At 66.9% G+C, this 22460-nt stretch carries 16 protein-coding genes; 3 read left to right on the top strand and 13 right to left on the bottom strand.

Going from position 1 to position 22460, the window contains the following annotated elements; translation table 11 throughout:
- The 4 genes from pyrF to hemE form a co-directional block, all read right to left on the bottom strand.
- Complete coding sequence (pyrF, locus tag NMB43_RS03725) at positions 1–816, bottom strand: orotidine-5'-phosphate decarboxylase (RefSeq protein ID WP_494350813.1); 816 nt, start codon at positions 814–816, stop codon at positions 1–3.
- Positions 817–986: 170 nt separating this feature from the next.
- On the bottom strand, positions 987–2105 hold the full coding sequence (locus NMB43_RS03720; RefSeq protein WP_494350812.1) for a phosphoserine transaminase: 1119 nt from the start codon (positions 2103–2105) through the stop codon (positions 987–989).
- A gap of 127 nt (positions 2106–2232) precedes the next feature.
- Complete coding sequence (locus NMB43_RS03715; RefSeq protein WP_494350811.1) at positions 2233–4410, bottom strand: primosomal protein N'; 2178 nt, start codon at positions 4408–4410, stop codon at positions 2233–2235.
- Between the two features lie 411 nt (positions 4411–4821).
- Positions 4822–5955 carry a uroporphyrinogen decarboxylase gene (hemE, locus tag NMB43_RS03710; RefSeq protein WP_494350810.1) on the bottom strand — a complete coding sequence of 378 codons (1134 nt, stop codon included), beginning with the start codon at positions 5953–5955 and terminating at the stop codon, positions 4822–4824.
- A 179-nt stretch (positions 5956–6134) separates the two neighbouring features.
- Between hemE and NMB43_RS03705 the strand changes: the two genes are divergently transcribed.
- A complete protein-coding gene (locus NMB43_RS03705; RefSeq protein WP_494350809.1) occupies positions 6135–8240 on the top strand; it encodes a PAS domain-containing sensor histidine kinase in 2106 nt (701 codons plus the stop codon).
- A 4-nt stretch (positions 8241–8244) separates the two neighbouring features.
- Here the strand turns inward: NMB43_RS03705 and NMB43_RS03700 are convergent, their stop codons facing one another.
- From NMB43_RS03700 to NMB43_RS03690, 3 genes are read right to left on the bottom strand one after another with little or no spacing between them, the layout of a single operon-like run.
- Positions 8245–9270 carry a hypothetical protein gene (locus NMB43_RS03700; RefSeq protein ID WP_494350808.1) on the bottom strand — a complete coding sequence of 342 codons (1026 nt, stop codon included), beginning with the start codon at positions 9268–9270 and terminating at the stop codon, positions 8245–8247.
- Positions 9267–11450, bottom strand: coding sequence for an FAD-binding protein (locus NMB43_RS03695; protein ID WP_494350807.1), 2184 nt, complete (start codon positions 11448–11450; stop codon positions 9267–9269). The genes NMB43_RS03700 and NMB43_RS03695 overlap by 4 nt, the downstream gene beginning before the upstream one ends.
- Before the next feature lie 2 nt (positions 11451–11452).
- Positions 11453–11815: a DUF805 domain-containing protein gene (locus NMB43_RS03690; protein ID WP_494350806.1), complete on the bottom strand. Its 363-nt coding sequence runs from the start codon at positions 11813–11815 to the stop codon at positions 11453–11455.
- Positions 11816–11941: 126 nt separating this feature from the next.
- Between NMB43_RS03690 and ubiB the strand changes: the two genes are divergently transcribed.
- Both ubiB and NMB43_RS03680 read left to right on the top strand, forming a co-directional pair.
- The gene (ubiB, locus tag NMB43_RS03685) at positions 11942–13477 is read left to right on the top strand and encodes a ubiquinone biosynthesis regulatory protein kinase UbiB (RefSeq protein ID WP_494350805.1); all 1536 of its coding nucleotides are present in this window, start codon (positions 11942–11944) and stop codon (positions 13475–13477) included.
- Between the two features lie 111 nt (positions 13478–13588).
- Entirely contained in the window at positions 13589–16207 is a 2619-nt protein-coding gene (locus NMB43_RS03680; protein WP_494350804.1) for a chemotaxis protein CheW, read from the top strand.
- Between the two features lie 103 nt (positions 16208–16310).
- Here NMB43_RS03680 and NMB43_RS03675 read toward each other — a convergent pair whose 3' ends face one another.
- The 6 genes from NMB43_RS03675 to NMB43_RS03650 all read right to left on the bottom strand — a co-directional run bounded on the left by NMB43_RS03675 (position 16311) and on the right by NMB43_RS03650 (position 22453).
- Complete coding sequence (locus NMB43_RS03675) at positions 16311–16856, bottom strand: hypothetical protein (RefSeq protein WP_494350803.1); 546 nt, start codon at positions 16854–16856, stop codon at positions 16311–16313.
- Between the two features lie 144 nt (positions 16857–17000).
- Positions 17001–19415 (bottom strand): T6SS phospholipase effector Tle1-like catalytic domain-containing protein, encoded by a 2415-nt coding sequence (locus NMB43_RS03670; RefSeq protein ID WP_494350802.1) that lies wholly within the window; start codon positions 19413–19415, stop codon positions 17001–17003.
- 78 nt (positions 19416–19493) lie between these two features.
- Positions 19494–20303 carry a DUF3304 domain-containing protein gene (locus NMB43_RS03665; protein WP_494350801.1) on the bottom strand — a complete coding sequence of 270 codons (810 nt, stop codon included), beginning with the start codon at positions 20301–20303 and terminating at the stop codon, positions 19494–19496.
- Complete coding sequence (locus NMB43_RS03660) at positions 20300–20815, bottom strand: hypothetical protein (protein WP_494350800.1); 516 nt, start codon at positions 20813–20815, stop codon at positions 20300–20302. Before NMB43_RS03660 ends, NMB43_RS03665 begins: the two co-directional genes overlap by 4 nt.
- Positions 20816–20843: 28 nt before the next feature.
- Positions 20844–21653 (bottom strand): DUF3304 domain-containing protein, encoded by an 810-nt coding sequence (locus NMB43_RS03655; RefSeq protein WP_494350799.1) that lies wholly within the window; start codon positions 21651–21653, stop codon positions 20844–20846.
- Positions 21650–22453, bottom strand: a complete 804-nt coding sequence (locus tag NMB43_RS03650; protein ID WP_494350798.1) for a DUF4123 domain-containing protein — start codon at positions 22451–22453, stop codon at positions 21650–21652. Before NMB43_RS03650 ends, NMB43_RS03655 begins: the two co-directional genes overlap by 4 nt.
- Between the last annotated feature and the right edge of the window lie 7 nt (positions 22454–22460).

Raw genomic sequence — 22460 nt, 5'->3', positions numbered from 1 at the left:
TCAGCGGTACTGGTTGATCTCGTCGCGTGTGGCGATCGCCGCAGCCCGCGCGGCGGCGGCGAAATCCTCGCCCTGGCCGGCGTACAGGATGGCCCGCGAGGAATTGATCATCAGCCCGGCACCATCGCTCGCCTTGCCGGCCCCTACGGTGGCCTTCACATCGCCGCCCTGGGCCCCGATGCCTGGCACCAGCAGCGGCAGCTCGCCGACGATGCGGCGCACCTCGGCCAGTTCGCTGGGGAAGGTCGCGCCCACCACCAGCGCCGCCTGGCCATGCTTGTTCCACTTCGTGGCCACCAGTTCGGCCACATGCTGATAGAGCTTGCGGCCGCCTTCGACGGTGAGGTTCTGCAGGTCCGAGCCGCCGGGGTTGGAAGTGCGACACAGCACGATGAGGCCACAGTCGCTGTACTCAAGGTATGGCTCGACCGAATCGAAACCCATGTAGGGATTCACCGTCAGCGCATCGGCCTGGAAGCGCACGAAAGCCTCGCGCCCGTACTGCGCCGCCGTGGCGCCGATGTCGCCGCGCTTGGCATCGAGGATGACCGGAATGCCCGGGTATTCCACATGGATGTAGTCGATCAGTGCTTCGAGCTGCTCTTCGGCCGACTCACCCGCGAAGTAGGCAATCTGCGGCTTGAAGCTGCACACCAGGTCGGCCGTGGCATCGACGATGGCCTTGCAGAAGGCGTAGATCGCGTCCGGCTTGTCCTGCAGGTGGGCGGGGAACTTCGAGAGGTCCGGGTCCAGGCCCACGCACAGCAGGGAGTTGTTCTTGTGCCAGGCGGCGGCGAGATCGGTGATGAAGGGCATGGCGCTTCCGTCGAGAGTCAACTGGAGGATTTTAACGTAGGGCGGAACGCCGCAGGCGGTTCCGCCACGCCACCGCCCGCGTCATGCACCACCATGCTAGCCGGCAAAGAAAAAGCCCGGCACGCAGCCGGGCTTTCTCATCGCTTCGGACCAGACTCAGCCCTTGGTGCTCAGCCCTTCGTCACTTCGGCGTAAGCCCACTCCAGCCAGGGCAGGACCTTCTCGATGTCGGCGGTCTCGACGGTGGCACCACACCAGAAGCGCAGCCCCGGGGGCGCGTCCTTGTACGAACCGATGTCGTAGGCCACGCCTTCCTTGTCGAGCAGCTTCACCAGCGCCTTCACCTGGTCCGGCGTGGCGTCCAGCGAGAAGCACACCGAGGTGTTGGAGCGCGAGGCGGCGTCCTTGGCGAGGAAGTGGATCCACGGGGTCTTGGCCACGAACTTCTCGAACGCCGCGAGGTTGGCGTTCGAGCGCTTGATCAGCTCGCTCACGCCGCCGATGGAATCGACCCAGGCCAGCGCGTCGAGGTAGTCCTCATTGGCCAGCATGGACGGGGTGTTGATGGTCGAACCTTCGAAGATCTCGGTCATCAGCTCGCCGCCCTTGGCGATACGGAAGATCTTGGGCAGCGGCCAGGCCGGCTTGTAGTCCTTGAGGCGTTGCACCGCGCGCGGCGACAGGATCAGCATGCCGTGCGCGCCCTCGCCGCCCAGCACCTTCTGCCACGAGTAGGTGACCACGTCCAGCTTGTCCCAGGGCAGCTCCATGGCGAACACGGCCGAGGTCGCGTCGCACAGGGTCAGGCCTTCGCGGTTGGCGGGAATCCAGTCGCCATTGGGCACCTTCACGCCAGAGGTCGTGCCGTTCCAGGTGAACACGATGTCGTGCGCCGGGTTCCATTGCGACAGGTCGGGCAGTTCGCCGTAGGCGGCGCTGAAGTTGCGCACGTCCTTGAGCTTGAGCTGCTTGACGATGTCGGTCACCCAGCCTTCGCCGAAGGATTCCCAAGCGAAGGTATCCACCGGACGGGCGCCGAGGAAGTTCCACATGGCCAGCTCGAAGGCACCGGTGTCGGAGGCGGGCAGGATGCCGACGTGGTAGTCCGCCGGAATGCCCAGCAGGCGCTTGGTCTCGGTGATGGCCTTGGCCAGGCGGGCCTTGCCCAGCGAGCTGCGGTGCGAGCGACCAAGGATGTCGGTCGGCAGGTTTGCCAGCGAATAGCCGGGGCGCTTGGCGCAGGGGCCCGACGAGAAATTGGGGGAATTCGGCTTGATGGTCGGCTTCACGAAAAGCTCCGATTCAGGTTCAGGAAGTGATCAGGTGGTGAGACGCAAAGAGGGCAGATTGTAGTCTGAGCCCGCAAGGGGATGCACTGTGGCCGATCAAGGCGGCTGGGAGCGGGCTGGAGCGGGCTCACAGCTCGATCGGATCGACGTCGATGTGCCAACGCAGATCGCGCGGCGTCTTCATGCGGTAGAGCGCGTCGACCCAGGCTCCCAGCAGGGTGTGCAGCTCGGGCCGGGTATCGGCTTCCGCCACCAGTTGGGCGCGCTCCAGGCGGGCGCGGCGCACCAGGCGCATCGGTACCGGGTCGAACAGGCGGGCGCGGGTCTTGAGCGCCAGCGCCTGCTCGCGCGCCGCCTTGAGGAAAGCCAGGGTCGTGTCCAGCGACTCAGCCTCGGCACGCAGCACCGCGTGGAAGCTACAGGGCGGGAAGCCGGCCTGGCGACGCTCGGCCAGTTGCAAGGCGGCGAAGGCGTCGAAATCGTGTTCGGCCAGGCAACGGAACAACGGGTGGTCGACGAACTCGGTCTGGATCAGCACCTCGCCCGGCAGCTCGGCGCGCCCCGCTCGCCCAGCCACCTGCATCAACTGCTGGAACAGGCGTTCTGGCGCACGGTAGTCCGAGGAGTACAGCGAGGCATCCGCGCCGACGATGCCGACCAGGGTCAGGCGCGGGAAGTCGTGCCCCTTGGCCAGCATCTGCGTGCCGACCAGGATGTCGACCTCGCCCGCCTCGATCTGGTCGCGTACCGCCTCCCACTGCGCCGGGGTCTTCACCACGTCGCGGTCGACGCGCAGTACCCGCGCGCTGGGGAAGTGCTCGCCCAGGCGCTCTTCCAGGCGCTGCGTGCCGCGCCCGAAGGCGGCCAGGTGCTGGCTGCCGCAACTGGGGCAACTGCGCGGCACCTGCGCCTCCGAGCCGCAGTGGTGGCAACGCAGGATCTGGTCGGTCTGGTGGAACACGCGGTTGGCCGAGCAATGGTCGCAGGCGCTGATCCAGCCGCAATCGGGGCAGGACACCACCGGCGCATAGCCACGCCGGTTGAGGAAGACCAGGCTCTGCTCGCCGCGCTCCAGGCGCAGGCGCAGCGCGTCGAGCAGACGCGGCGACAGGCCCTGGTCCAGCTTCACCCGGCGGGTGTCGATCAGGCGCACCGCCGGCGGCGACTCGGCCACCGCGCGGCTGGGCAGGGCCAGCCGCGTGTAACGGCCGGCCTCGCCATGCAGCCAGCTCTCCAGCGAAGGCGTGGCCGAGCCCAGCAGCACCGGGACGCCCTCGTTGCGCGCGCGCCAGACGGCGAGATCGCGCGCCGAGTAACGCAGGCCGTCCTGCTGTTTGAAGGAGGCGTCATGCTCCTCGTCCACCACGATCAGGCCTAGGCGCGCCAAGGGCACGAAGACCGACAGGCGCGTGCCGAGCACGATGTCCAGCTCACCGCGCAAGGCCTGCACGAAGGCTCGCGAGCGCACGCCGTCGGCCACCCCGCTGTGCAGCGCGGCCAGCCGCGCCCCGGGGAAACGCCCCGCCACGCGTTCCAGCAACTGCGGCGTCAGTCCGATCTCGGGCACCAGCATCAGCGCCGACTGGCCGCGCGCCAGCGTCGCCGCGATCAGATGCAGATACACCTCGGTCTTGCCGGAGCCCGTCACGCCATGCAGCAGACAGGCCTGGAAGTGCCCCAGGCTCTCCTGCACCGTCGCCACGGCGGCCGCCTGCTGCGGGTTGAGCGCCAGCGCATCGAGCGCGCGCACGTCGCCCTGCGCGCTGGCGACCTCCAGCCAACCCTTGTTGCGCGCCTGGCGCAGGCCCTCGGCGGCGTTGGCCCCCAGTTGTTCCAGCATCAGGCTGCGCCGCAGGGGGCCGGCGGCGGCCACCAGGCTCACCGCGGCCAGCGCCCGCGTCAGGCGCGTGCTGTCAGCCAGCGCGGCGCGGCCGGCAGCCGTTGCAGCTAGCAGCGGGTCTTCCTCGCGCGGCAGACGTACCGCGCGCTTGAGGCCGGGCGGCAAGGCGGTGGCGATCACCTCGCCCAGCGGATGGTGGTAGTAGGCGGCGACGAACTCGGCCATGGCCAGCCAGGACTCCGGCAGCGGCGGCACCTCGTCAAGCACTTCCCGCACCGCACGCAGCTTCTCGACGGGGGGAGAGTCCTCCGGGTTGACGGCGATCACGACCCCGGTCCGCTCACCCGTCCCAAAGGGCAGGCGCACGCAATGCCCGCGCTGAACCTCGCCCGCCCCTTCCGGCAGCAGGTAATCGAATAGCAGCGGCCGTGGCAGCGGCAGTGCCACGCGCACACGTTGCGTCATGCCGGCCCCCGGAATATTGCAATCAGACAAAACTCCTTCTTTACCAACTGCTTAGCAAAAAAACGTGAGAAACCACACGAGTTCTTGAGCGCAAGGCATTGCAGCGACGTTGCAATTTTCCTTATCCACAAAACCTGTGGATAAAAATGTGGATGTCCAGGGCTTCGCCGGCTTTGCGCAGGGGCTTGCCGCCAGGCTGTTTTTCATGCTAGCCCCAAAAACAGGCAACAATATTCAATAAAATCAGATACTTATTCGTATCTCACTGTAAACCCCGGGTTGTTGCAAAGCAGCAAGCATCGACCGACCCGCTCATGTGTATAAGTCAAGCCCCGCAAAGGCCCGTGCATGCTCATTCCGCGCCCTGCCCACCGAACCCGCAGCCGGCGTGCAGGGCGACAGGTCAAACGCTTACAGGAAGTCGTCGGGGGTGATCAGGAAGCGCTCCGGCTCACCCGCGGGGGTGAGGCCATAGCCTGGCCCCTGCTTGCGCAGTTCGCGGCTGTAGGTGTGCACCGTCTCGACCAGCACGCGCACATTGTCGTGCGGCGTGTGTTGCGAGATGCCATGGCCGAGGTTGAACACGTGGCCGTAGTGCGGGCCATAGGCATCAAGTACCTTGCGGGCCTCGGCGGCCACCTGCTCCGGGCTGCCCAGCAGCACGCTCGGGTCCAGGTTGCCCTGCAAGGCCACCTCGCCCGCCATGCGCGCGCGCGCCACGCCGATGTCCACGGTCCAGTCCAGGCCCACCGCGTCACAGCCGGTGCGCGCGATGTCTTCCAGCCAGTTGCTGCCGCCCTTGGTGAACAGGATCACCGGCACGTCTTCACCGTCGTGCCTGCGCTGCAGGCCATCGACAATCTTCTGCATGTAGGCGAGCGAGAACTCGGCGTAGGCGGGGGTGCTGAGCACGCCGCCCCAACTGTCGAACACCATCACCGCCTGCGCACCCTGTTCGATCTGGGTATTGAGGTAGGTGGTGACGGTCTGCGCGTTCATCTCCAGGATGTGGTGCAGCAGCTCGGGCCGGCTGTACATCAGGCCCTTGATGTGGCGGAAGTCGTCCGAGCCGCCACCTTCGACCATGTAGCAGGCCAGCGTGAAAGGGCTACCGGAGAAGCCGATCAGGGGCACGGAATTGTTGAGCGCGCGGCGGATTTCGGCGACCGCGTCGAATACGTAGCGCAGCTTGGCCATGTCCGGCACCGTCAGCGCGCGGATGGCTGACTCGTCGCGCAGGGGGCGCTCGAAACGCGGCCCCTCGCCTTCGGCGAAATACAGCCCCAGCCCCATGGCGTCCGGTACGGTCAGGATGTCGGAGAACAGGATCGCGGCGTCCAGGTCGTAGCGAGCCAAGGGCTGCAGCGTGACCTCGGTGGCCAGCGCGGGCGACTGGCACAGGTCCAGGAAACTGCCGGCGCGGGCACGCGTGGCGCGGTACTCGGGCAGGTAGCGCCCGGCCTGGCGCATCAGCCACAGCGGGGTGTAGTCGGTGGGTTCGCGCAGCAGGGCGCGCAGGAAGGTGTCGTTATGCGGACGCGCCATGGCGGTCTTTCCGGGTGCGGCGGGGGGTAAGCATTGTAGCGCGCGGCCCCCGCCCCCGGCAGGATCGGTCTGCGATGCAGCCGCCGTGCAGCCTGCTACGCCCTGTCGTCGTATCCGCTTGTGTTCGACGGTCCGCTCCACCTACATTCGCGGCTCATGTTCTGCGCGGACTGATCTCCATGCCTGCTTTCCTGCGCTCGCCAGCCTGGCTGATCCTGCCGGGCCTGCTTGCGGCCACCGTGCTGGGTATGCTGCACCCCCTGCCCCCCTGGGCCAATGCGCCGCTGGCCGCACTGCTGGCCGCACTGGCGCCGGGCCTGCTGTGGTGGCGCTCGCGCGGGCGCGACTTGCGCTACCTGCAGGCCGCACTGGACGCGCTGCCCCACCCTGTCTTCCTGCGCGATGCCGACAGCCGCTTCGTGGCCGTCAACCAGGCCTACGCCGCGCATCTGGGCAAACCGGCGGCGGAGATCGTCGGCCGCCGCCCCTGCGAGCTGGTGGTGGACCAGGACATCGCCCGTCTGATGCAGGAAGAAGACCGCACGGTCGCCGCCGGCGAGCAGATCCACAAGGAGACCCTGAGCCACCACCCGGTCGGCGCGCCACCGCGCCACCTGGTGGTCAGCAAGATGCGCTCGCGCACGCCCGACGGCCGCCCCCTGGTCGTCGGCAGCTACTTCGACGTATCGCAATGGCGCCAGGCCGAGCAGGCGCTGCAGGCGGCGCTGACGCGCGAGGTGTCGCGTCACGAACGCATCCATGACTACATCCAGCGCCTGATCGACGTGATCCCGCAGCCGGTCTACATCAAGGACGCGGACAGCCGCTACCTGCTCGTCAACGAGGCTTTCTGCCGCGAACGCGGGCGCAGCAAGGCCGAGTTGCAGGGCCAGTTGTCCTATGGCCTGACCGCCGACGACACCCTGCGCACACGCATCCGCGCCGAGGACGCAGCAGTGCTGGGCGGCGAAGCCGTGCTGAAGGAAGAGCACCTGCCGCACATGTACACCGGAGCCGAGCGCTTCCGCCTGATTTCGAAAGGCTCGTGCCTGGACGCCGAGGGGCGGCCGGTGATCGTCGGCGCCAACTTCGACATCACGCCGTGGCGGCAGGCCGAGCGCGCGCTGAAAGACGCCTTGGCGCGCGAGGTGGAACATCGCAAGCGGACCCAGGACTACATCCAGCGCCTGATCGACGTGATCCCCCATCCCGTCTACGTGAAAGATGCCGCGGGCAACTACGTGCTGGTCAACGAGGCCTTTGCGCGCGACCGGCAGACCACGCGGGAGGAGTTGCTGGGCACCAACTGGCTGCGCAGCGGGCGGGACTCCAACTTCGTCCGCATGGTGTCGCAGGAGGATGCCGAGGTGCTGGCCGGCCGCCGCGTGCTGAAAGAGGAGCAGAAGGCCCACCCGCTGACCGGCAAGGAACGCTACCGCGTGGTGGCCAAGGGCTCCTGCCTGGACGCCGACAACACCCCGGTGATCGTGTGCGCGGTCTTCGACGTCACCGACTGGCGGCTCGCCGAGGCGCGCTGGATGGCGGCCAAGCAGGCGGCCGACCGCGCCAATGAAGCGAAGACGCACTTCCTGGCCAACATGTCGCACGAGCTGCGCACGCCGATGCACGCCATCCTGAGCTTCGCCCGCCTGGGCGAGGCGCGCACCACCGAGACGGGGGACGACAAGCTCAAGAGCTATTTCGGGCGCATCGTGTTCAGCGGCGAACGCCTGCTGGGCCTGCTCAACGATCTGCTGGACCTGTCCAAGCTGGAGTCCGGCCGGGTGCGCCTGCACCTGAAACCACTCAATCTACGCATCGCGGTGCAGGAGGCCTTGTCGGAGTACAGCGCGCTGCTCGACTCGCGCCAGGTCTCGATCAACCTGCAATGCAACGGGCATGACACGATCGAGGCCGACGCGGTGCTGATCGGCCAGGTGCTGCGCAACCTGTTGTCCAACGCGATCAAGTTCTCGCCGCAGCAATCGGTCATCGACATCGGGATCGAGCCGGATACCCGCGGCGAGTGCCTGGAGCTGGGCGTGCGCGACCGCGGCGTCGGCATCCCGGAGGAAGAACTGGAAGCCGTGTTCGACAAGTTCTACCAGAGCAGCAAGACCCGCTCCGGCGCCGGTGGCACTGGCCTTGGTCTGGCCATCTGCAAGGAGATCGTGCTGGCGCACCGCGGCGAGATCGAAGCGCGCAACCGCGCGGGCGGCGGCGCCGAGTTCCTGCTGCGCCTGCCCCTCTCCCCCGCATCAGCCCTTGGCGACACGCCAGCCTGAGGACTCAGTAGTCAAACACCTTCTCGAGCAAGATGCCGGCGGCCTGGAACTCACGCAGTTGGCGGCCCAGGCCGCCCACGCTGGTGCGCAGGATCATGTGCGCCTCGTCGGCCCGCCCGGCCACCGGCTGCACATGCAGCAACTCCACCTCGCCCTGCTCCGGCAACCAGTCGCGCGGCGCGCGCACCGCCAGCTCGATCGGCGCCTCCTCAGGGTTGCCCGCGATCTCGATGAAATCCGCCCCCTCCAGTGCAATCGCCAGCAGGCGTGTGGCGACGTCCGCATCGCGCGGCAGGGCCAACAACTGGCTGCCGTCGCGGAAGCTGCGCACCCGCTGCAGGTCCGGCCACACCGGCCCCAGTGGCGCCAGCCAGCGGTCGACCACCACCGCTGTCAGCGGACGGCGGGCGGCGGGCGGGTCAAGCAGGCGCATCGCGCCCGCCGCCAGGGCCCGTGCGCCCCATACGCTGCTCAGCAGATAGCGTCGTTCCCAGCGGCGCCAGCCACCGCCCTCGACGGCAGGCAAGGACCACAACTGGCGCAGCACGGCGACGAAATCGTAGCGGTACCAGGGCTGGTGACGGCTGAACAGCAGATAGTCCCGTTCCGCCCGCGCCGCCAATCCGTCCTCCGGTGACAGGGCACGCGCGTCCTCGCCCAGTACGCCGAAGACCCGCTCATACGCTGCCCCCGCCACCGCTTGCGCGGCCTGCCAGGCAAGACCGGCCAGCTCCCCCAGGGCAGACGGCCACAGGCGCGGCTCGGCCGCCCACACCAGCGGCACGCTGCGCGCCAGGGCCGCCAGCTCGGCTTGCGGGGACTGCGCGCTGGGCGGCATGCCCTGGTCGCGCGCATCGACGCGGTCCAGACGCGCCGCCCCGGCCAGCCAGCCGGCAACAGCCAGCCCGCCCAACGCACCATCGCGTCGCCACCCCGGTGGCGTCCGCAGCTCGGTGTCCGTGTCCTGCGCCTGCGCACAGGCACACAACAAGGCCAGGCCCAAGGCCAGCATGCCGCGCCATCCGCTCACTCACGCCCCCCGCTCAAGCCGCGCTTGACGAAGACCATGCAGACGCGGCGCAAGGGGTCCCCGACGCGGGACAGACGCACCCCTTCCTCACTGAAACCGACCGCACCGAGGCGCGCGGCCCAACCATCGGCGCTGGCGAAGTTGCGCGGCCGCGCGGCCTGCGCGGGCCAGGCATGCCCGGCCACCAGTCCCTGCAGCAAGTCGGCCAGCTCGGCCAGGGCACGCTGCCCCGGTGTCTGCACGTCCGGCTCGCACAAGAGGAGAAGACCACCCGGGCGCAGCACGCGATACAAGGAGGCCAGCAAGGGCGCGACCCGCTCGGTGGGCAAGCCATGCAGGCCCTTGGCGCAGCACACCAGGTCCAGGCTGTGGTCGCGCACCGCCTCCGCCGGAACCGGCGCGTCATCCGCCAGCGGCAGGACCAAGCAGTCGGGCAGGCGGCGGCGACGGGCCCACAGCGCGCGCAGGCCATGATTCGGCAGCGGCTGCCCCGCCACCACCCGATCGCCACGCACGCGCAGCGGCCCGGCGAGGCGCGCCAGCAGCTCGCCACCACTGCCCAGCTCCAGCCAGCCGGTCAGGTGATCGCGCGTCCCCACCTGCTCGCGCACCTGCTCGGCCAGGGCCTGCCACGCGGCCCGCTGCACCGCGGCCTGTTGCGCGCGGCTGCGCCGTGGCAGCCGGCCGAGCACCGTCTGCAGTTCGGCATGGATGGCCTCGTCCTCGTCGTGTGCCTGACAGGCGCGGGCGATCGCCGCGTGCAGCGCCGACGGCTCCAGCGCGGGCAACTCGCGCGCGAGGTAGCCATAGATCGCATCGCGCGCCGGCACCACGTCGTAGACGGCGTGGAACACCGAGTCGGTGGCCCGGGGCGCGCGCTCGCCCACCAGCCAGGGCTGATACCAGGCGTCCCACAGGCGGTTGCGCAGGCGGTAGTCCGGGTCGTAGCGACGCTTGAGCGCGAACAAGGCCTCGGCCTGCGGATAGGCACGCATGAGTTGCGCCGGCATGGCGTGCACCTGACCGTCGAGCAGGAAGGTGCCGCCCGCCGCCAGCACCAGGTCCAGCAACTCGCGCGTCCACAGCGCCACCACCTCGTGCGCCGCTGCTTCACGGGGATGGGCGAAGGCCAGGGTCAGCACGCAGGGCTGCTCGCCACGGCTCCAGGCCAGCAGGCTGCGGGTATCGGGCGCCGCTCTCTGCACACGCGCATCGAGCACGCGCACCGCGTGCCGCGCCACCACCTCGTGCAGGCGAGGCAACAAGCCGTCGAGCCGGTCCGCCTCCACCACCAGGGACAGCTCGACCCGCACCCAGCGCCGCAGCAGCCCGCCCTGCCAGCGCGTGGCCCCACGATCTGCGCTGCACAGGTAGTTGAGCCAGGCGACGCCCCGTGTGGGGGCGGCATCGCGACCACCGCCCTGCAGGCGCGCCGGCTCACTGAGCGCGCGCGTGCTCGGCCCCCAGCTCGTCGCCACGACGCGCCGCAACGCGGGCAGCGCCAGTTGCGCCTCGTGCAGCACGGCATCGGTCGCGGGCAAGGTGTGCGCCAGCCAGTCGGCATAGGCGGCCGGGCTCATGCGGCGGCGGCGCGCCTGCAGCTTCTGGTTGGGGCGCACGATCAACTCCACCTCGGCGATCACCCCCAGCGCACCGTAACTGCCGATCACGGCGTGGAACAGTTCGGGCGTCTGCTCCGGTCCCAGTTCGACGCATCGACCGTCGGGCAGGACCAGGCTGAGGCCGGCCACGGCCTCGACCAGCGGGCCGTCCTGCGCGCCCCAGCCCGGCGCGTTGGCGGCCACCGCACCGCCCACGGTGTAGTTGGCATGGCGCGGCAGCACGGCTGGCGCCAGATCGTGCGGGTCGAGGAAGCGCAGGACCTCGGCCCAGCGGATGCCGGCCTGCACGCGCAGGCGCCCGGCCTGCGGCGCAAAGTGCAGCACCTCGTTCATGCCGCGCATGTCCAGGTGCAGGCTGCCGCCACAGACGTACTGGCCGCCCTGGCTGAAACGCGCGCCGCCAATCGAGACCGGCAGGCGGGTGTCGCGCAGCGCCTGCTGGATGTCGGCCACACTGCGCGGACGGAGCACGCCCCACACGGTGACGGGACTCAGCCCGGCCAGGCCGTGGATGAGGACCGGGTCGGTCGGCAGCGGCAGTTGCGGATCGGCATGCATGCTCAGCTCACCTCCAGGTAGTCGGGGGAAGACGCATCGGGCTGCGGGCCGAAAGAGTTCTCGCCCGTCATGCCGCGGCGCAGGCACAGGCGCCAGGCGAGCCACAGCGGCCCGGCCAGCGGCACCGCCAGGGCCAGCAGCCACAGGCCGCGCAAGCCTGTGTCATGCAGGCGGAGCACCGTCAGGCACACCAGCACGGCCAGCAGGGCCAGCGCCGGCCACGCACCCGCCGCCTCGGTGATGGGCGCGGGCGCGAAAAGCCAGCCACCCAGCAGGATGAGCAGGCATAGCACGGCGTGATTGAAGCGGCGGCGCGAAAGACGGCCGGCGAGGAACAGGTAGTGCCAGACGACGGGCAATCGCATGCGAACCTCTTGTAGGGGCTGTCAGCGGCAAGACTGGCCGGATTGTGACAGCCGCACGCGCGAACGCAAGCGGGCCGCGGCGGCAGGCTGTAACATCGCCTGTCCTCTTGCCCACCCCGCTTCACCGTGCGCCTCATCCGCCTCGCCAAGATCGCCTCCGTCAGCCTGCGCTTCGGCCTGGATCAGATGATCCTCGACCGTGCCTCGACCACCCGCGTCGGCGAATGGCTGCGCCGCCTGCTGCCGATGCGCCGGTTCGACCAGCCGGGGGCGGTGCGCATGCGCCTGGCGCTGGAGTCGCTGGGGCCGATCTTCGTCAAGTTCGGCCAGATGCTGTCGACGCGGCGCGACCTGCTGCCGCCCGATCTGGCCGACGAGCTGGCCAAGCTGCAGGACCAGGTGCCGCCCTTCCCGACCGAGCAGGCCATGGCGCGCCTGCAAGCCGAGTACGGCCGCCCCGTCGACGAAGTGTTCGCCCGCTTCGACCGCACGCCAGTCGCCTCCGCCTCGGTGGCGCAGGTGCACTTCGCCTGCCTGCACGATGGCACCGAAGTCGCGGTGAAGGTGCTGCGCCCCGGCATCGACCGCATCATCGAGCATGACCTGGCACTGCTCGACGTGGCCGCCGTACTGATCGAAGCCGTGTGGGTCGAGGGGCGCCGCCTCAAGCCACGCGAGGTCGTGGCCGAATTCGCCAAGCACCTGCAGGACGAACTGGACCTGATGCGCGAGGCCGCCAACTGCTCGCAACTGCGGCGCAACTTCCGCGACTCGCCCCTGCTGGCCGTACCCGAGATCCATTGGGACTACTGCGGGCGCACGGTCATGGTCATGGAGCGCATGCACGGCCTGCCGATCTCGCAGACCGAGGCCCTGCGCGAGCGCGGCGTGGACCTGCAGGCGCTGTCGCGTGCCGGCGTCGAGATCTTCTTCACCCAGGTGTTCCGCGATGGGTTCTTCCATGCCGACATGCACCCGGGCAACATCTTCGTGGTCACCGACGGCCCGATGCGGGGCCAGTACATCGCGCTCGACTTCGGCATCATGGGCACGCTGGAAGAGCGCGACAAACAGTACCTGGCGCAGAACTTCCTGGCCTTCTTCAAGCGCGACTACAAACGCGTGGCGCAAGCCCACGTGGATGCCGGCTGGGTGCCGCCGGATACCCGCGTCGATGAGTTCGAGAGCGCGATCCGCGCCGTATGCGAACCGATCTTCGACAAACCGCTGAAGGAAATCTCCTTCGGCAAGACGCTGCTGCGCCTGTTCCAGACCGCGCGCCGCTTCCATATGGAAGTGCAGCCGCAACTGGTGATGCTGCAGAAGACCCTGCTCAACATCGAAGGCCTGGGGCGCGACCTGGACCCCGAGCTGGACCTGTGGAAAACGGCCAAGCCCTTCCTCGAGCGCTGGATGCATGAGCAGGTCGGCTGGCGCGCGCTGCTGCGCCACCTGAAGGAAGAGGCCCCTGGCTGGGCCGCCACCCTGCCCCAGTTGCCGCGCCTGGCGCACCGCGCCCTGGCCGAGGACCACCAGGCGCTGATGCGCGCCCAGCTCGACGAGGTCGCGCGTCGCCAGCGCCGTAGCGAGCTGCTGCTGGGCATGCTGTGCGCGGTGGTCGGTGTCCTGGCACTGATGGAGCTGTGGCTGTTGCTGCGCTGAGCAAACCCGTCCGCCCGGCGGACGCCGACAACGCCGGCTTTTGATCCAGCTCAAGTTTGAGCAACGGGCGTCGCTATCCCTCGAAGAGTCCACCCGCTCCACGAGGTTCCCATGTCCCGGCCTGCCCACCCGACGGCTCACCCATTCCGCCGTCACATGCCTGCCCTGCAGGCCTACGCCGAAGGATTCCGCGACCAGCAGACGGGCTGGGACAACCTGACCCTGCTGGGGCAGCTCGCCGGCACCGGCGTCGACACCGGCAACACGCGTAGCGCGTTCCACACCCTGACCGAGGAACTCCTGTCCAAGCTGGGTCAGGAGGTTCTGCGCAAGACGGTGAGCGAGAGCCGGGCCAAAGCCCAGGTCGCCATCGACATCCTGGTGCGCAACCTGTTCGAACGCACCGCCGACATCGGCTTCCTCGCCACCGACCAGGACTTGCGCGATTACCTGCGCGACAGCGCCGAGCTGCGCGGACAGTTTCATGCGCGGGAGGCGCTGCGCCAGCTCAACGAAGTGCTGCGCGCGCGCTTTGCCGAATACGTCGACAAGTACTCGGTCTATCACGACGTGGTACTCCTGGCCGACGATGGCCAGGTGCTGGTGCGCCTGGACGAACAGGTGGCGGTGACACAGTGCGCGCACCCGCTGCTGGCGCAGGCGCTCAGCGGCGAGCACGCTTATGTGGAGCATTTCGGTGAGATCGACATCCTGCCCAGCCAGCCCCATGCGCTGGTCTACGCCGCCCGCGTGGAGGACGCCACCGGCCAGCCGCGCGGCGTGCTGTGCCTGTGCTTCCGCTTTGCTGACGAGATGCGGCGCATCTTCACCAACCTGAACCTGCCCGGCGACTGGTCAGTGATCACACTGCTGACGCCGGACGGGCAGGTCATCGCCAGCTCCGATCCACACCACCTGCCGCTGGGTGCCACGCTGAACCCGCAGCCGGATGCCGACTACACCATCCAGCGCTTCGCCGCCGGCGAATACCTCGCCACCACCACGCGTAGCGGCGGCTACCAGGGCTACATGGGCCCAGGCTGGTATGGCCATGTGATGACCCCGCTTCAGCATGCCTTCGAGGCGCGCCACGCCGATTCGCTGGGCCAGGTCGACGCGCAGGTGCTGCAGCAGGTCATGAACACACCCAGCCTGTTCAGCGACGAGCTGCGGCGCATCCCGCAGCAAGCCGAGGAGATCGTGCATCGCCTCAACCTGGCGATCTGGAACGGCCATATCGGCATGGGCAAGCTCAAGCACGCGGTGAACCCGAGCTTCTCGCGCGTGCTGCTATCAGAGATCGGCAGCGCCGGCAGCCGCACCCGCGAACTGTTCGCCGAGTCGATCAACGACCTGCACGCCACCGTGGTCTCCGGCTTCCTGCAGGACAGTGCCTTCCTCGCCTCGCTGGCCATCGACATCATGGACCGCAACCTCTACGAGCGCGCCAATGACTGCCGTTGGTGGGCGCTCACCAGCGCGTTCCGCGAAGCCCTTGCCGAGCCTGAACTGAGTGCCGCGCAAGCCCAGCGCTGCAGCGACATCCTGCGCTACATCAACAGCCTGTACACGGTCTACGCCCAGCTTGTGCTGTTCGACCGTCGTGGCCGCATCGTGGCCAGCTCACGCGACGGTCAGGCCACGACCGGACGCATCCTCGACGAAGAGTGGATCATGCGCAGCCTGCGCCTGAGCGGTTCGCAGGACTACGTGGTGTCGGCATTCGTGCCCAGCCCGCTGTACGAAGACCGCGCCACCTACATCTACGCCGCGGCCGTGCACGCCCCCAGCGACGATAGCGTGGTCGGCGGCGTGGGCATCGTGTTCGACGCCCAACCTCAGTTTCACGCCATGCTGGTCGACGCCCTGCCGCGCAGATCCGACGGCCAAGCGGACGACGCCTGCATCGGCCTCTTCATTGACGGCGACGCTCACGTGATCGCCAGCACGCATGACGACATCCCGGTTGGCAGCACCTTCCGCCTCGACGGCCCGCTGGCCGGCTACGCCCGCAGCGCGCGCTTCGGCATCGCCGAATGGGGCGACCGAACCTATGCCATCGGCGTACGCGGATCGGACGGCTACCGCGAGTACAAGAGCGAGCAGGACTGCTACCACAGCGAAGTCCAGGCCGTCGTCATGCAACCGATATGCGAGGCCTTGCAGCAGCATGTCGACATCCCCGCCACCCCGCTGCCAGTGCGCAGCGAAGCAAGCCGCGGCGAGAGTGTTGAAGTCGCCACCTTCCGTGTCGGCAACCGCTGGCTGGGCCTGCGCCCGGCCGACATCGTGGAAGCCCTGGACACCCGCAGCCTGTCGCCGGTGCCCGGCGCGGAAGGTCGCATCGCCGGCTTCCTGCTGCACCGGGGCACACCCATTCCGGTATTTGAATTGCATGCTCTGGCGCAGGCGAGCAAGCTGCCCGTGCCGGCACCGCACATCATCCTGCTGCAGTACGGCGAGTCCTCATGGATCGGCGTACTGGCCGACGAACTGGGCCCCCTGCTGGAACTGCCGGCCGAACGCGTGCGCACGGTACCAGGCATCGTCGCCGGCATCAGCGTGATCACTCAGGCCGTGCTGCCCGACAGCGATGAAGGCAGCCTGCTGCCCATCCTTGATGTCAGCCGCATCGCCCAGCGCCTGGACACCCACCTCGTGCCACTCACGCCCACCGCGACCCGCCTGCATCCAGCACGCAGCGCACAGGTTCGCGGTGCCGCCGAGTGATGCGGCATCCGCCATCACAGCCCGCGCATGCAGCCTCAAGCACCCAATTCGCACAGCGGCAGGCGGCGGGTCAGTTGGCCGCCCCGCACTGCCTACTCAACAATCAACGCAAGACCAACCAGCGACCATCCGGCTGCTTCTGCAGGTCGTGGCGTACCGTCGTGCTGTCGCCCCCCTCCGATTGATACACCGCCTCCAGGCGCAGGTGCTTGAGCGTGACCGCCGTCATTTTCTGCAGGGAGGCCACACTCAGGCAAACCTGTCTGTCATGCTTGGGCAAGGCCTCCATCGGCGCCGCGTAACCCGATGCGGCAAAGCTCACGCCAGGCGCGGCCCACTCATTCAGCACGCTGCCATTGCCATCATTGATGCAGGCATTCTTGCTCAGAAACTCGCTCAGGCTGGGCTTCGCCTCCGCCACGATCTTGCGCAGCACGCTGCTGTTGGTCTTGATGTTCAAAGCCTTGTCCAAACGCTCGGCCTGCGCGCTCGAAAAGCTCGGCGCCACCGGCTTCGGCGGCACGACGACCGGGGCCGGAGCAGACTCGGGCGCGGCGACCGGCTTGGGTGCGGGCTCACTGGGTTGGCTTGCGCAAGCAGCCAGGATCAGGGTGGAAAGGAGGGGGGTGAGGATCGACAGGGATTTCATGTGCATGGTGAATAGAGAACGGTTCAAAACTTCGGTCTGGTTCCGGGCCGGCCAGGTAGTACTGGTTGGCTCACGCCAAGGCTCATCGAGCGCAAACAGACTTGAACGGGCCGGACGTTCAGGCTGACATCCAGAGCAACGCAACTACATGGCGAATCCCTCCTCAAGCGCCTGCTGCGCCTTCTCGACTTCCGCTCGCAACGCAGCCTCTTCCCTGACCATAGGGTCGAGCACCATCTTGTAGATGCGCGACACGCTCTCGTCGTAGGCGCGCACATCCTGCCCGGCCTGCTGCAGTTGGCGACGGGTCTCCTGGGATGAACGGATGAAGCCCATCACCCACTCGCGTTGCCGGGCCTGCAGCGCCTTGATCTTCTCTTCGCTCTCACGCTTGCGGCTGTGATTGATCTGGTCCTGCAGCAAGCGCATCTGGAACAGATCGAATTGTTCTTCCGTGCGCTTGCGGCTGGATTCCGTGGTATAGACCGCGCGCCAGTTCAGGTAGCCCGCGACATACCATTCCTCGTACAAAGGCGAACGACCGCCATTGAGGACACCCCATTCGGCGACATGTGCGCGCTCGGCTTGCAGCTCCGTGAGCTGCGCACGTTCATGCTTGAGCGACCGCTCCAGGCGTAGCTCCTCTGCGCGCATTGCAGCGGTCGGATCAACAGCGTCCGGACCAAGCGCCGCCCTCAGTAGCGGGCTTTTCGTCGCGCCCGAAGCCAGGCTTGCACGAACGTTGGCGAGCCGCTTCTCCAGATTCGCAATCGAAGCGTTGATGTCCTTCTCCCGCTTGGCGAACTCGGCACCCTGCTCGCGTTCGGCAAGGCTTTTTTTACTCGGCCATGGCTTGCCATCCGGGTCTTTGCCACCGCCAAACCATTCGTCATCTGGCGAGCCACCGAACTTGAACCAGGCGCGAGAGTCGTGCACGTACAGATCGAACAGCTTGATCAACGCCGCATCCTTGCCTGGATCGAGCTGCGTCTTCTCCCAGTGGGCAATGAGCTCTTTCAGCGCCTTGTACTTCAGGGCGGCGGGTACGTAGAGATTCCGTGACTCCTCTCCGCTGAGGACGGACAAGGCCGACGCCTTGGGCAAGGGGCCCTTGCCGAGCATGGCGCGCCCGTAGGCAACCTCCTGTTTCAAATCCTCATTGGTACGCCAAAGGTCATGGATGTCCTGCCTGGCGCTCGGCTCCTTGCTGGCGAGCAGACCGGGCAGCTTGTAGACATCATTGATGCGGTGCTTGCGCCAGGACAGGTAGTGCGCATAGTGCCGCCGCATGATCGCGTGGATGGACTCCGGCGGCTGCGTTTCCTCGGGGAACAGCCAGCCCAGTGCCCCCTTGCCTTTCGTGGGCGCCACCTGCCCCGCGCGCGTGGCGGCGATGTAGTCGTTGAAGGCCTTGCGCAGTGATTCGTTGATCTCGAACATCGGCTTGACCTGCGGGGGCATGGAGTTAGGCGGACACAACGGCACACCCGCCATACGCGCCTCGCGATACATCTGCGCCAGCGTGATCTGAGAGATCTTGTCCGCATCCTTCGGGCAGCGGCCCTGGTCATTGGGTGGATAACCACCACCAATATCCGAGTGCACGCCTGGATACACGATCTCCTTGCAATTGGGCGGCAGGCGCTTGTTCTGGCACACCGAGTCGAGCGGGAAGGACATGCGTACCTCGTGCGCCGCCACCAGATGCACGCAGCGCCGCACGGCCGCAGGCACCGTCATGTGCTCGCCATCGGCCCAGCTCGCATGGCCCGAGGTGACCACGAGTGAATGCGCCAGCCCCACCGAGGCCACGGTGTCGAAAATGCCCAGCATGTCGATCTGGAGCGGCACACCACCAATGCTGTCGCCATAGCCATCGAGCAGCCAGTTCGTAAAGGCGCGTGCCTCGGCCGCGCCGCGCGAGAAGCCGAAAATGGAGAGACGGATGCGCGTCGTCTTCGGTTTATTGGCCAGCCAGGGGCGCAGGGCGGCCTCCAGCTTTTTCTTCACGTCGGCCAGCGGCGCAAGCGGGCTGAAACCCAAGCCAAGGAGGTTGCTGTCCTTGCTCGTCTGCGCCGCGGCCATCTTGGCGATGAGTGCTGTCACTTCAGCGGGCGCCAGCAAGGGCTTGCCCTCGAACACCGCGTGCAACTGGTTGGCGAACTGCAGCAATGCCCAGAAAATCCGCTCCGCGCCCCGCGCCGCCATGCCCAGCCCCAGCTTCTTGTCCAGGCCTCTGCCGCTGTCGCCAATCTCGGGGAAGGCCGTGCCCAGCCCCGGCACGTACACCTTGCGATAACAGGCGAACTCTTTGGCGGGCAGGTTCAGCGGATTAAAGGGCTCATCCTTCTCGCCACCATAGGTCGCCTTGATCTTCTCCGGCGTGCCGGTGAAAGCTGCGAACAGACGCGCGGCATTGCTCTGCGCCTGCCCCGGCGTGTCGCGGTACTTGTTGTTGTTCGTGCCGTCGAAGAAGAAACCGAGGAAGAGTTCTTGGTCGCAGGAGAGGCGGTTGGTTTTCGTGCGAGAAGCATCCGAGATGGCGGCTTCAGAGCCCACAAAATCCAGGGGCTTAGCAGGACATTCCTCGGCAAAGCGAACGCCGTGTTCAATTCGATTTGAGCTTGTCATGGGAGGTCAGTTTCTGCTGTCACTTTTTCTGGGGCCCCATGCGGTTTTCTTGCAGAGAGCCTCGTCTTCGTAGTTGCGAATGCATTCAGCAATTGCCCGGTCACAAATCCCCATATCCCAGCGCTCTTCCTTTAGATATGTGCAGTGTCCTTCTAACTCGCTCAAGCTAAGTCCCAACTTCGGCTGCGCCGCCCTGCATTCCTTGGCGGAGTACCTAGCCAAACAGTAGGTCGCGGGTGACTCCTTGATGCTGCCAGTCCATTGCGGGTGACCGGGTTCGGCGGGCGAGACGGCCAGTTCGACCTTCTGCCCCGGCAGGAACACGACGAACAGGTTGGCGGGTTCCTCATAGCGAGGGATCTCGAGGTCCTGTTTGTGATACGTCATGGTGTCCGGCCATTCGTGCTTGGCCATGTCGTACTTGCCCTCGGTCCATTCGATCCTTACCTTCAAGCCCGGCCGCCACTGCTTGGGCAAGCGCACGCAACAGTTGCTGGCGCCCGCCGATTGCAGCGGCCACACCACGTCGCCGCTGATCGGGGCGTACTCGGGCGAGCCGAGGTCGTACATCGTGAAGCCGTAGCTGGTGTCATGCCCGTAGTTGACGACATCTACCGAGGCGGTGAACACGGACTTCTCCGCATCGGCTGCGCGGTGGTCGGCATCGGCCCCGGTGGCGGCCCCGCTGCGCCAATGCAGCGTGCCTGCGATCGCCAGCGCCACCGCAACAAGGCCTATCGCCACCACAATGCGATGCATGCGGCGCGGCTTGGGGGATGACATGTCGGGCGGCGTGGGTTGGGGGTGGTCGGTCATGTCTGAAGTCCCGGCTTGATTTGCGGATGGAACGAGGAGGCGCCCTCGAACACCGCATGCAACTGGTTGGCGAACTGCAGCAGTGCCCAGAAAATCCGCTCCGCGCCCCGCGCCGCCATGCCCAGCCCCAGCGTCTTGTCCAAGCCTCTGCCGGTGTCGCCAATCTCGGGGAAGGCCGTGCCCAGCCCCGGCACGTACACCTTGCGATAACAGGCGAATTCTTTGGCGGGCAGGTTCAGCGGATTAAAGGGCTCATCCTTCTCGCCACCATAGGTCGCCTTGATCTTCTCCGGCGTGCCGGTGAAGGCAGCGAACAGGCGCGCGGCATTGCTCTGCGCATGCCCCGGCGTGTCGCGGTACTTGTTGTTGTTCGTGCCGTCGAAGAAGAAACCGAGGAAGAGTTCTTGGTCGCACTCCAGTGAGCGAGGCTTGAGGTTGTTTTTTTGATAGAGCTTGTACTCCGAATCAACGAAATCCAGGGGAGACGATGGGCATGCCTCAGCAAAACGCACTCCATGCGTTTGAGCTTCGGCAGCCCTTTTAGTAGGTGCGTTCATTCTTTCGTGGCCCCCAGTTCACTGTCTTGCACAGCTCTTCGTCTTCGTAGTTTCGGATGCATTCGGCGATTGATGCCTCACATAGGCGCATATCGTCTTTTTCCTCTTTCAAGTAAGTGCAAAACCCCTGCATCTCACTCAAGCTCGCCCCCAACTTCGGCTGCGCCGCCCTGCATTCCTTGGCGGAGTGCCGCGCCAGACAGTAGGTCGCAGGCGACTCTTTGATGCTGCCGGTCCATTGCGGGTGGCCGGGCTCGGCGGGCGAGACGGCCAGTTCGACCCTCTGCCCCGGCAGGAACACGACGAACAGGTTGGCGGGTTCCTCATAGCGAGGGATCTCGAGGTCTTGTTTGTGAGATGTCATGGTGTCCGGCCATTCGTGCTTGGCCATGTCGTACTTGCCCTCGGTCCATTCGATCCTTACCTTCAAGCCCGGCCGCCACTGCTTGGGCAAGCGCACGCAACAGTTGCTGGCGCCCGCCGATTGCAGCGGCCACACCACGTCGCCGCTGATCGGGGCGTACTCGGGCGAGCCGAGGTCGTACATCGTGAAGCCGTAGCTGGTGTCGTGCCCGTAGTTGACGACATCGACCGAGGCGGTGAACACGGACTTCTCCGCATCGGCTGCGCGGTGGGCTGCATCGGCCCCGGTTGCGGCCCCGCTGCGCCAATGCAGCGTGCCTGCTATCCCCAGCACCACTACAACGAGAGCAAGCGCCACCGCAATGCGATGCATGCGACGCGGCTTGGGGGATGACATGTCGGGCGGCGTGGGTGGGGGGTGGTCGGTCATGTCGGGATGCGGGTCGATTGGTCTGCGGTGCTTGTGTCCAGATAAGCACGCCAGCGGGCAAAGCAGAATTCGGTACGCTCGGACTCGCTGTGCGCGCCGCTGGCTTGGGCTTCTTGCAGGCTGTGCGCAATGAAGCGTGCCTGTTCCGGCTTGCCAAACAAGGTGTCGAACTCGGGTTCAAGCTGGCGTAGCTGGCAGGCGAGCGCCACGGGGAAGGTGTCGTCCAGCAACTGTACGAGCTGAGTGTCATCCAGCTTGAGCGGCAATGGCGTTGTTGCAGGGGCGCTGATGGCGATGGCGGGCGCGTGATTGTGCAGCTTGCCGTCGTGATCGCAGTGCCACCAGCCATTGATGGGTTGCAGCAAGCTGCCACGTTGCATGGTGTTGAGGCTGCGCAGGCAGGGACCCAACATTTGCGGGTCGAAGAAGCGCAGCAGGAAGTCGCCGGCAGGCGTTTCGACCCGCAGGAACTGGCGCAAGTGATCAGCCAGTGCAGCGAGCTCAAGCTTGCTACGCAGCACACTCAATGCGCAGACGCCCGCGCACAACGTGTCCAGCCTGTTCAGAAACGCTGCGGCAGTGGGGTTCGACACATCGGGCAGCCGGAACAGCAAGGGGCTCAGCGCCAGCGCCGGTGCTGCAAAGGTGTCGGCAAACAGCGCAATGCCTTCGGGCCGCGCGCCATGCCGGGGCGGAATCTGGGCCAGATCCAGCAGGCCATAAAAAGACGTGTCTCGCGCGTCATCTTGCGATGCGCGGGCCAACAGCGCTGGCCAGTGCGGCGTGAAGGAGAAGGACATGTCGCCG

The sequence above is a fragment of the Uliginosibacterium sangjuense genome, from assembly GCF_059132465.1.
The sequence above is the reverse complement of the archived record's forward strand: the minus strand, read 5'-3'. Positions and strand labels throughout refer to the sequence as shown.